Below are 3,366 nucleotides of genomic sequence, written 5' to 3'. Positions count from 1 at the left end.
ATCGCCTCCTTATTCCCTGTTTTTGCCGCTCTCCTGGCTTTGTCCAGTTTTTTTTCAACGCTCTCGAGGTCCTTTAACTGGAGTTCGATGTCGATGGTCTCCTTATCCCGGATCGGATCTACGGATCCGTCTACGTGAACCACGTTATCATCGTCAAAACAGCGCAATACGTGCAGGATGGCGTCGGTTTCCCTGATATTGGCCAGAAACTGGTTTCCGAGCCCTTCCCCTTTGCTGGCTCCTTTGACCAGTCCGGCGATATCCACAATGTCGACGGTGGCAGGAACGACACGCTGCGGCCGGACGAGTTCCTCCAGTTTTTCCAGGCGTTTATCCGGTACATTGACCACACCGATATTGGGCTCGATAGTACAAAAGGGGAAGTTTGCACTCTGGGCCTTTGCATTGGACAAGCAATTGAATAAGGTCGATTTTCCGACATTAGGCAGTCCTACGATACCTGCTTTCATTCTGACTATTGCGTTTTACGGGGTGCAAATATAGTTTTTACCTGTATATTTAAGATCCTAAAATCACAGGTATTCAACCTATGGATAAGAAAATTGCCCTGCAGGGGATACTCTATGACGAAAAATCCTCTTTCCTGAGAGGAACTGCCAAGGCACCTCCTCAGATACGGGCTGCCTATCACAGTTCATCAGCCAACTATTTTGCGGAGAACGGATTGGAAGCGGATCCTTCGGTTTTTGAGGACAAAGGGGATTTTAAACCAACCGATTATTTTGAGATCGAACGCATCACAGCCTCCAACCTGGAGGGTAAACAACAGATCATCAGTCTGGGAGGTGACCATTCCGTGACCTACCCTGTATTGAAAGCCATACATTCCGTTTACGGACAGGTCGAGATACTCCATATCGACGCACATGGCGATTTGTACGACAGTTTTGACGGAGATCCCCACTCCCATGCCTGCCCATTTGCCAGGATTATGGAAGACGAGCTGGCCAGCAGGTTGGTTCAAATAGGCATACGGACCCTGAACACCCACCAGCGGGAACAGGCTGCAAAATATGGAGTGGAGATCACGGAGATGAAAGACTTCGACCTTCACCGCCTCCCCCTTTTTACTTCCCCTGTCTATCTATCGGTAGATATCGATGCCCTGGATCCGGCCTTCGCTCCCGGTGTCTCCCACCAGGAACCGGGAGGTCTGTCAACCAGGGACCTGCTGCATATCATTCAGGCGGTGCAAGTCCCCATCCTGGGGGCCGATATCGTGGAATACAATCCGGACCGGGATTCGAACAAGAGGACCGCCATGGTCTGCGCCAAGATATTCCGGGAGATCCTCTCTGCCATGATCTCAAACAGGAGTTGACAGGCAAGTTTAGCTCAGAGAGCCATTCACAGTAACAAATCAACCTCTTGATCGTCTCATTATTTAAATCGAGCTCCTGTTGACCATAAAAAACACCTTTGCGGTAATAACCCTCCTGTTCACGGGCCTGAGCCTGCAAGCACAGACCTTAAAGGGATATGTCAGAAACCTTGACACCAAAGAGGCCATCCCCTATGCCACTGTACAAATGGGACCTGCCTACGGGACCATCGCCAATGAAGAAGGCGGATTTTCCCTGCTCCTGGCAGGCCATGCCGGTGACAGCCTGCTGATCTCCTCCATGGGCTATGCCCAAAAGCGAATCCCTGCCCCGGTTACAGCTGAGGAAATCGTGATTTACCTCGAGCCCTCGGCCATAGAACTGGACGAAGTCCTGCTGAGGGATCGGCAACCCACGGCCGAAGAGATCATCAGGGAAGTGAGAAGGGCCTATTCGCAAAATTATTCCAGTACGGATCAGAAGTATGAAGTGTTCTACCGCGGGACCTCCTATATGCATTTTGACGATCTGAATATTGATATTGATAAGGCAACACGCATCCCGAAACAACAGGTGACCCGGGCCAGTAAAAAACTAGATTCCCTGGCGAGATCGGTGATGGAGAGCAAGCTTATGGAATTCCGTGATTACAGCGGAATAGTCCTTTTAAAGGAGCGGGATTCGAGCAAGATTTCCATAGACCGGGCTACCAGGCTCCTGGACAGCCGCAAGGAATTTTCCATGGACGGGGTGCAAAAGCAGGCCCAGGGCATCATCCTGCAGTATCTTGACACCAGTAAGACGTATAAGTTAAAGACCGGTTTGTTTAAGATCGAGGACTCCCTGGCACTGGATAAGGATGAATTCAAACAAGAAAGGAAAACGGAGTATTCCAGGGGGGAGATCCGGTCGTCGATAATGAGTACCCTGAAACGGTCTCAATGGCACGAGAACTCCTTCCTCGTAAAACTGCTCGATCCCGATAGCTACAAATATTCCCTCGACGGCATTTCTTATTTTCAGGGGCACCCTATCTATGTGGTCTCCTTCTACCCCGGAAGGGGAAGTTCCAGGTTTGCAGGCACCCTGTATATTTCTACCCGGGATTACGCTGTGCTGAAGGCAGATTATGCCTTCGGGGAAGGCAAAAGAGGGAGAAAATTCAACATGAAACTCCTGCTTGGCATCAAATATGTCGAAAAGACCCATAAGGGCACAGTGATCTACAAAACAAGTAACAATGGGATCTACCAGCCTTATTATATAACGAAGGAGGAAGGCCATTACATTTACCTTCATCGGCCTCTGAAATTCATAGAGAACAGTCCGAGGAAAGACAAGGTGCTGTTCGACTTCAGCCTGGAAGGAGAGGGACGGGAAAAGCAGGAGCTGTTGATCCTGTCGGCAGGAGGTCTGGATCCGTCAGAATTCGCAGGTCTGATTGAGGCAGAAAAGGTTCCCTACACCGAACTGAAACAATTTGAATCCTCGATCTGGCAGGACAGGCAGATCATCCAGCCCCTTGAGGAAATGAAAAACTTTAAGGCAGGCGATTAATCGTCCGGGTGCATAAATCGCTGTTTGGACAGCAGGACCTCCTCGCTCTCGACGCGGTCCTCATCCGGGACACAGCAATCTACCGGGCATACGGCGGCACACTGGGGTTCTTCGTGGAAGCCCATGCATTCCGTACACTTGTCCGGAGCGATATAGTAGAACTCATCACTGATAGGCTCCTGCACCTCCTCAGCATTTACTTTACGCCCATCGGGAAGGACCACATCCCCTTTCAGGGAGGTTCCGTCACTGTAGCGCCATTCATCTGCACCTTCGTAAATCGCAGTATTGGGGCATTCCGGTTCGCAGGCACCGCAGTTGATGCATTCGTCTGTAATGATTATTGCCATAACTCTCTTTTTCTTTTAGCAGAAATTGTAAAAATACGATTGGGCACGGCCCTGAATTTCACATTTACCCTATTTTTGCGGCAAAGGTAAAAGGCGTTCTTATTTTCTACAAATAT

General features: G+C 49.8%; 4 protein-coding genes. 2 read left to right on the top strand and 2 right to left on the bottom strand.

From position 1 onward, the window contains the following. On the bottom strand, nt 1–470 hold a 470-nt coding region (locus ABYP73_RS12445), incomplete at its 3' end, for a GTPase (protein WP_372974546.1). Between the two features lie 80 nt (nt 471–550). Between ABYP73_RS12445 and speB the strand changes: the two genes are divergently transcribed. Next, on the top strand, nt 551–1,342 hold the full coding sequence (speB, locus tag ABYP73_RS12440; protein WP_372946527.1) for an agmatinase: 792 nt from the start codon (nt 551–553) through the stop codon (nt 1,340–1,342). Between the two features lie 79 nt (nt 1,343–1,421). After that, complete coding sequence (locus tag ABYP73_RS12435; protein ID WP_372974545.1) at nt 1,422–2,900, top strand: carboxypeptidase-like regulatory domain-containing protein; 1,479 nt, start codon at nt 1,422–1,424, stop codon at nt 2,898–2,900. Here ABYP73_RS12435 and ABYP73_RS12430 read toward each other — a convergent pair. Continuing rightward, nucleotides 2,897–3,250, bottom strand: coding sequence for a 4Fe-4S dicluster domain-containing protein (locus ABYP73_RS12430; protein WP_372974544.1), 354 nt, complete (start codon nt 3,248–3,250; stop codon nt 2,897–2,899). The two genes, ABYP73_RS12435 and ABYP73_RS12430, sit on opposite strands and share 4 nt — an antisense overlap. Nucleotides 3,251–3,366: the final 116 nt, after the last annotated feature.

Origin of the sequence: Muriicola sp. (assembly GCF_041567615.1) — a bacterium.
Taxonomy (GTDB): domain Bacteria; phylum Bacteroidota; class Bacteroidia; order Flavobacteriales; family Flavobacteriaceae; genus Muriicola.
The sequence above is the reverse complement of the archived record's forward strand: the minus strand, read 5'-3'. Positions and strand labels throughout refer to the sequence as shown.